This is a genomic window from Nostoc sp. 2RC, assembly GCF_014222165.1.
Taxonomy (GTDB): domain Bacteria; phylum Cyanobacteriota; class Cyanobacteriia; order Cyanobacteriales; family Nostocaceae; genus Nostoc; species Nostoc linckia.
Window position 1 is genome coordinate 1 of the sequence record NZ_JACKZU010000409.1, and the last position, 6,956, is coordinate 6,956.

The window sequence follows — 6,956 nt, forward strand, 5'->3', positions numbered from 1 at the left end:
CATCTCCCCATCTCCCCATCCTCCTCATCCCCCCATCCCTTCACACATTTATTGGAAAGTAACTCAATGGTTTTTCTACTACCTGGTGTCAAATTTGATTTGGATTTGATTCAAAAATATGACACTCGCGCACCCAGATATACTAGCTATCCACCGGCTACAGAGTTGAACGAAACATTCACCCAAAGTGATTTTAAAGCTGCGATCGCTGCCTCGAATCAACGAAAAACTCCTCTTTCTTTGTATTTCCATATTCCTTTTTGCCAAAGTGCTTGCTACTTTTGTGGGTGCAACACGGTAATTTCTAACAACAAGAAAATTGCTGAACCTTACTTAGAGTATTTGGTACAAGATATCAAAAACACCGCAGCCTTAATTGATTCACAAAGAAAAGTGCTGCAAATTCACTGGGGTGGTGGAACTCCTAATTATTTGGAACGCGACCAAGTAGAACTTTTATGGCAAAACATCAATCGTTACTTCAACATTGACCCCCAAGCAGAAATCTCAATTGAAATTAATCCCCGCTACATTGATAGAAACTATATTCTGTTTCTCAGACAAATTGGGTTTAATCGCATTAGTTTTGGCATTCAAGACTTCAATAGCCAAGTTCAAGTTGCTGTCAACCGCATCCAACCCGAAGAAATGTTGTTTGATGTCATGAGTTGGATTAAGGAAGCGAAGTTTGAAAGTGTGAATGTAGACCTAATTTATGGTTTACCTTATCAAACTCGCGAAACTTTTCGGGAGACGTTACAAAAGACGATGGAATTAGATCCTGACCGCATTGTTGTGTTTAATTTTGCTTATGTGCCTTGGCTGAAACCGACGCAAAAAAATATTCCTCAAGAAGCTTTACCACCAGCCCAGGAAAAGCTAGAAATTCTCAAGATGACCATTGAAGAATTGACCAATAACCAATATCTATTTATTGGTATGGATCATTTTGCTAAAGTTAATGATGAATTAGCGATCGCTCAACAAAATGGCACTCTCAAGCGGAATTTTCAAGGCTATACTACCCACGCTGAAACAGAACTTTTTGGTTTTGGTGCTACGTCCATCAGTATGCTAGAAGATGCCTATGCTCAAAATCACAAAGAATTAAAGGATTATTATCAGACAATTGCATCAGGTAACTTACCTATTAGTAAGGGTATTAAGCTGACTCAAAATGATATCATCAGACGAGATGCTATTATGTCTATCATGTCTCATTTTCAATTACATAAGCAAGACATTGAAGATAAGTATCAAATCAGTTTTGATGAATATTTCTCTGAAGAACTAGAAGCGTTAAAACCACTAGTAGCTGATGGACTGGTGAATTTATCAAAAAATCACATCCAAGTTACAGACATCGGTAGATTGCTAGTCAGAAATATTGCCGTCATATTTGATACTCATACAAGAACGCGAGAATCAAAATTCTCTCGTGCCATTTAGGGAACTCCAAAAATAAATTATTCTGGTTAAGGTGTTGACTGTTCACAGTTAACAGTCAACAGTCTTCTATGGAATATTTTTTTACTTGGAAGTTCTGGAAGGCAATAGCTAATAGATCCTCTGTAAAATTTGGCATTTTTCATAACCCCGGCTTTTACAAAAAATCGGGGTTATAATTTTTTCTATACTTTACATCTCCGAAAAGTTAGATAATAAAATTACATCTTTAGATAGATATAAATCATCTAAAATTAGCATTTTTTGGCGAAAAATAAAAAAATCTATGATTTTCGATTAGCCGATTATATAATCCAGAAAGGTGTAAGATTAAAATCCAGATTTAGGAGTTAATAAACTCATTTTTCTGACAAAACTTTCATGGTCTATGTTCTGCCATCGAAGCTAAATATCATTTGATGTCATCTCGATACAACCTCTTTTATCTAACTTTTGGATTCAGCATTTATCCCATGTGATAGAAAGAATTTTGAATTGAAAGTTGATAACTTATATACAAGTCAGATTGATGAGGTAATTATCGATTATGAGTATTATTGCTTGGGTAGTTTTAGGACTTTTAGCAGGTGCTATTGCTAAAGCTATTTATCCTGGTTATCAAGGCGGTGGAATTCTTTCCACAATGATTTTAGGCATCATTGGTGCCTTTGTTGGTGGAAGTTTATTTACATTGCTAAGAACCGGAACTCTACAAATTACTGCTGCTGGTGCAGGGTTAACTATTCCTGGGATTTTAGTAGCTGTCCTTGGCGCGATTATTGCTATCTACCTATGGGGATTAATCAGAAGAAGTAGTAATGCCTAATTGGTAAGCGACAGTTATTAATCATCAAATGACCACTGGTATTTAATTTTCTCGTAGTTTTCTAGTGGAGAAGCTATGAAATGTCAATTTACCCAAATATATGTGGGAAATCCTAACAGGAAATAAAACCAGCGTATCTCTTTTGTTTTGTCAAACTTATTTTTTGGAAGCTTAAATCTATGTTCTTTCACAAAAAAGATCCTATTCATGTAGTCAACGTTAAGGAACCAAACCCTCGTTTTGCTCAATTACTTTTAGAGCAATTTGGTGGAGCAACTGGAGAATTAAGTGCAGCTTTGCAATATTGGGTTCAATCATTCCATGTGGAAAACGCTGGAATTAAAGATATGCTCCAAGATATTGCGATCGAAGAATTTAGCCATCTAGAAATGGTTGGCAAACTCATCGAAGTGCATACCAAAAATACCGATCAAACAGAAGCTTATAAAAGCACTCTCTTTGCAATACGAGGTATAGGCCCTCATTTTCTAGATAGCCAAGGTAATGCTTGGACTGCAAGTTACTTGAATGAAGGCGGAGATGTAGTCCGCGATTTAAGAGCCAATATTGCAGCGGAAGCCGGCGCTCGTCAGACTTACGAAGAGTTGATTAAATTGGCAACTGATGAAGGTACTAAAGAAACTTTAGTCCATCTTTTAACACGAGAAATTTCTCATACCCAGATGTTTATGAAAGCTCTAGATTCTCTGGGTAAGTTAACAGATCCATTCTTTGGTAATATTCAACCAGATGAAACTGTTGCTCTTTACTACAACCTATCTACAAACGGCAATGGTAAAGATGAGCGCGGCCCTTGGAATTCTGAGCCAACATTCAAATACATTGCAAATCCCCTAGAAAGTCACTCTTAATTCCATCGCTTGGATTTAGAACAGAAGTAGATTAGACTTCTTGCATAAGTCGGGAAAAGGGAAAGGGGAAAGGGGGAAAGGTTTGGTATTTTCCCTTTCCCCAATAAAGATGTATCCCTTTGACCACAAAAGTCCAAAAAGCAATTGATTGCAAGAGGTCTATTAACAGCAAATATTTTTTGGCATATTGTTATTCAGGTTTGAATAATTGCCAACCTATATTTGCTGATATTAATTGCAATATAGGAATCCTATTTGATTTTTGAACAAAATTCCGTACACTTTACTCTTTTATAACCCTGTTGCCTATTCCCTATTGCCTCTTGCCTGCCTATACAGATCAGTTCATTAATCAAATCGGACTGCTATAGTACACACCTGACGGGGCGCACAAATGTGCGCCCCTATGAATTCAGAACTCACACTAACATTCAAACCCTAAATCAAAACTGTCCAGCAGGAGATTCATTTGTGATTGTTAACGCAACTCAAAACGGTTGGGAAATTATTTATCATCGCGCTCATGCTTTGTTAGCAGCTCAACTAGCAGGACAATGGCGACGTAAAGATGCTCCAGCCCGATTATATGAAACACTAGCAGCCATTTCTCATCACGATGATTTAGAAAAAGAATGGGAAGACGATAATCTGACTAAAGCTGGTGCGCCAAGAGACTTCACTCTGATGACAGATACTGATATAGAAGAAGGTCTTCCGAAAACCGCTAATTTGGCTAAGAATGCTCTTTATCGTGGACGGTGGGTAGCTTTATTAATTTCTATGCATATTAGTCGTTTAAATGAGCCTAGCCGGGGTCAGTCTCCAGAATTGGACAAACTTTTAGATGAGCAACTTCAAAATCAACAACGTTGGCGTGAAGAACTAGGTATTGAAAAGGAAGAAGTTGATGCAGCTTACGCATTTATGCAATGGTGCGATCGCCTTTCTTTGATCCTCTGTAAGCAAGAATTACCTGCTGCTGAACGCTTTTTAGAAATCACCAAAGGCCCTGACGGTCAACGTTACGATATTATGCAACGCAGCGATGGGTCAGTTTTTGTTAAACCCTGGCCTTTCCAAGATGAAAAATTCACTGTCAACATCGAAACTTCTCACCTCTGGCAGATAAAATTTGAAAGCAACGCCGAACTCACTCAAGCACTACAAAAAGCCCCCATCAAGACATTAGAGTGGAAATTTGTTAAGGCCTAGATACCTACGCATTTGTCTGTAGGGGCGAACGGCTGTTCGCCCTTAAAATTGACGAACGGCTGTTCGCCCTCAAAATTATCCGGGTTGAATTGAGCCTGACCCTCTGAAACACCAGACATAAAACCCAGTGATAATCCAACGCCCAAATTCTTAAATCATCTCCCAATGGAAGCAAACCAAAATTTTCAGCTTATTGCTTAGAATATTTACAACTCAGCAATAAATCAAAAAAGAGCCAGAAAATTACTTATCTGGCTCAAAGCTGGAGACAAAAAAATCATCAAATAACAGCTAACTTGACCAAGAACCTAAAGTCTACCCAAGTTATGCAGTCCTAAAATAGCGCCTACTCCCAAGATATGACCAAAGGCGGTAGTAGCTAACAAAGCAGGTGCGCCAAAACCACCAAAGAAATTGGGTGATGGTAGTTTTGGTTCTGCATTTGGATACTTGATGGTAGATTTGCCAAAGGCAATGGCAATTATGTTGGCGATAATCATGGTCAAGCCAACGTAAGGACTCCATTCCAGGGGTGCGGTTGCAGCAGCAAGTAACGTTGAAGTAAACACCTGATTTGCTCCTGAAATTTATTAATGATTGAAAATATAATCTGAAAATTCCCGAAGCTAATTCAATCAAATCGCTGATTTTGCATCAATATTTAACACTTATTTTCACTACTTAATATAATCTGCCCCACTTTACGTATTTTGGACGCTAATATCAAAGTAGTACATTTGAACGATTCTGATTCACCGATAAACTCTCAAATTTGACTAGAGTACAAACAGCACAATTTCAAGAAAAGAATTGTAAAAGCTGTAGTGTATGTCATCGAAACTACAGATATCTTGGCATCAAAATTACTAGTTCATAGATTACACGTGCATAGATGCAGCCCGCATAGGCATCGCTCGAAAGATAATTTACACTCAAGATGATAGCGATTATTTCTAGCTTCTGTTATGTCCTCAACTCTAGATTCTTTGCCACCTGCACTTGCTAAAATCGTTCAGCGGTTTCAACGCGCTTCTGAGCCGAAGCGACGTTACGAACAGCTAATCTGGTATGCTCAGAAGCTCAATGAGTTCCCAGAAGCTGATAAATTACCTGATAACAAAGTTCCTGGTTGCGTTTCTCAAGTTTATATCACAGCAACCTTGAATGATGGTAAAGTTGTCTTTCAAGGCGATTCTGATTCTCAGTTAACCAAAGGATTAGTAGGACTTTTGGTTGAAGGATTAAATGGACTAACGCCAACAGAAATTGTGCAACTTACCCCAGATTTTATTCAAGAAACAGGTTTAAATGTTAGCCTTACACCTTCCCGTGCCAATGGATTTTACAACATTTTTAAAACAATGCAAAAAAAAGCATTGGAATGTAAGTTAGATGTAAATAATTAATAAGTGGGCATTAGGCATTGGGCATTGGTTATTAACTAATGACTAATAACTAATGACTAATGACTAATCACAAATGACAAAGGAGAAAAGTTAATCTCATGTCAACCAATTTATTATCTACCTCTGATGCAGTCGGATTTGGTGGAGTAGTTCAAGAATATCTTTGGAATTGGCAAAATCAGCAATTGCGCGTTGTTTATGAAACCCTTGGTAAAGGTTCGCCGCTATTACTGTTACCCGCTTTTAGTAGTGTTTCAACGCGTTTGGAAATGGGCGAACTTGCTAGGTTGTTAGCTCCCAATTTTCAAGTTATAGCTGTGGACTGGCCTGGTTTTGGGGAATCTTCTCGCCCTAGTTTAGATTATCGACCCGAAATATATCAGCAATTTCTGGAAGATTTTGTTAACGCTATTTTTAAAACGCCAATTACTGTAATGGCGGCTGGTCATGCATGTACTTACGTTTTAAAATTAGCTGTGAAACAGCCAACGGCGTTCTCAAAAATTGTGTTGTTAGCTCCCACTTGGCGCGGGCCTTTACCGACAATGGGCGCTAGTCAACAGATAGCTGGTATGGTGAGAGAATTAGTGCGATCGCCTGTAGTTGGTCAAGCTCTCTACAAACTCAACACTACCCCATCTTTCTTAAATTTTATGTACCGTCGTCATGTCTTTACAGACACGACAAAACTTACACCCAGTTTCATCGAGAAGAAATGGCAGACAACTCAACAACCAGGAGCGAGATTTGCCTCTGCTGCCTTTGTAACTGGTAATCTTGATGCTGTAAGGCAGCAATCTGATTTTCTCCAACTCGTACAGTCTTTAACCGTACCACTGATGGTGGTAATTGGAGAATCCAGCCCTACTAAATCACGAGAAGAAATGAACGCTTTAACTGCATTACCAGGAGTAAGAAGCGTCATCACTCCAGGTTCTCTAGGACTGCATGAAGAATACCCAGCAGAAGTTTTAGCAGCAGTTGAGAATTTTTTGTTCAGAATTGAGAACTAAAAATATCATTTTATGAGTTTGTAGTAAGCACTTCAGTGCTTAAAAATCAAGGACTAAAGTCCTAACTACAAACTTATTTATCTCTCAGAACTAATGAGACAGACTAAGTAGGCCGATGTAAATAATTATTGTTGGGATAAGGCAGGGGGCAGGGAGCAGGGAGCAGGGGGAGAAAGAGTTT

7 protein-coding genes are annotated in these 6,956 nt (G+C 38.5%); 6 read left to right on the forward strand and 1 reads right to left on the reverse strand.

The features are described from left to right. Positions 1 to 66 precede the first annotated feature (66 nt). The 4 genes from hemN to GNE10_RS29990 all read left to right on the forward strand — a co-directional run bounded on the left by hemN (position 67) and on the right by GNE10_RS29990 (position 4,356). On the forward strand, positions 67 to 1,449 hold the full coding sequence (gene hemN / locus GNE10_RS29975) for an oxygen-independent coproporphyrinogen III oxidase (RefSeq protein ID WP_185569408.1): 1,383 nt from the start codon (positions 67 to 69) through the stop codon (positions 1,447 to 1,449). Between the two features lie 544 nt (positions 1,450 to 1,993). Further along, positions 1,994 to 2,272, forward strand: coding sequence for a GlsB/YeaQ/YmgE family stress response membrane protein (locus GNE10_RS29980; protein ID WP_099070742.1), 279 nt, complete (start codon positions 1,994 to 1,996; stop codon positions 2,270 to 2,272). Between the two features lie 179 nt (positions 2,273 to 2,451). Further along, complete coding sequence (locus GNE10_RS29985; protein WP_099070741.1) at positions 2,452 to 3,144, forward strand: manganese catalase family protein; 693 nt, start codon at positions 2,452 to 2,454, stop codon at positions 3,142 to 3,144. 471 nt (positions 3,145 to 3,615) lie between these two features. Next, positions 3,616 to 4,356, forward strand: a complete 741-nt coding sequence (locus tag GNE10_RS29990; RefSeq protein ID WP_185569410.1) for a DUF3891 family protein — start codon at positions 3,616 to 3,618, stop codon at positions 4,354 to 4,356. 308 nt (positions 4,357 to 4,664) lie between these two features. Here the strand turns inward: GNE10_RS29990 and psaK are convergent, their stop codons facing one another. Continuing rightward, entirely contained in the window at positions 4,665 to 4,925 is a 261-nt protein-coding gene (gene psaK, locus GNE10_RS29995) for a photosystem I reaction center subunit PsaK (RefSeq protein ID WP_099070739.1), read from the reverse strand. 396 nt (positions 4,926 to 5,321) lie between these two features. Between psaK and GNE10_RS30000 the strand changes: the two genes are divergently transcribed. After that, a complete protein-coding gene (locus tag GNE10_RS30000; RefSeq protein ID WP_185569411.1) occupies positions 5,322 to 5,762 on the forward strand; it encodes a SufE family protein in 441 nt (146 codons plus the stop codon). 98 nt (positions 5,763 to 5,860) lie between these two features. Continuing rightward, positions 5,861 to 6,775: an alpha/beta fold hydrolase gene (locus GNE10_RS30005; protein ID WP_185569412.1), complete on the forward strand. Its 915-nt coding sequence runs from the start codon at positions 5,861 to 5,863 to the stop codon at positions 6,773 to 6,775. Positions 6,776 to 6,956: the final 181 nt, after the last annotated feature.

Bases quoted from the DNA above. Each gene is read 5' to 3' on its own strand.
- hemN (WP_185569408.1), top strand. From the start codon at position 67: ATGGTTTTTCTACTACCTGGTGTCAAATTTGATTTGGATTTGATTCAA.
- GNE10_RS29980 (WP_099070742.1), top strand. From the start codon at position 1,994: ATGAGTATTATTGCTTGGGTAGTTTTAGGACTTTTAGCAGGTGCTATT.
- GNE10_RS29985 (WP_099070741.1), top strand. From the start codon at position 2,452: ATGTTCTTTCACAAAAAAGATCCTATTCATGTAGTCAACGTTAAGGAA.
- GNE10_RS30000 (WP_185569411.1), top strand. From the start codon at position 5,322: ATGTCCTCAACTCTAGATTCTTTGCCACCTGCACTTGCTAAAATCGTT.
- GNE10_RS30005 (WP_185569412.1), top strand. From the start codon at position 5,861: ATGTCAACCAATTTATTATCTACCTCTGATGCAGTCGGATTTGGTGGA.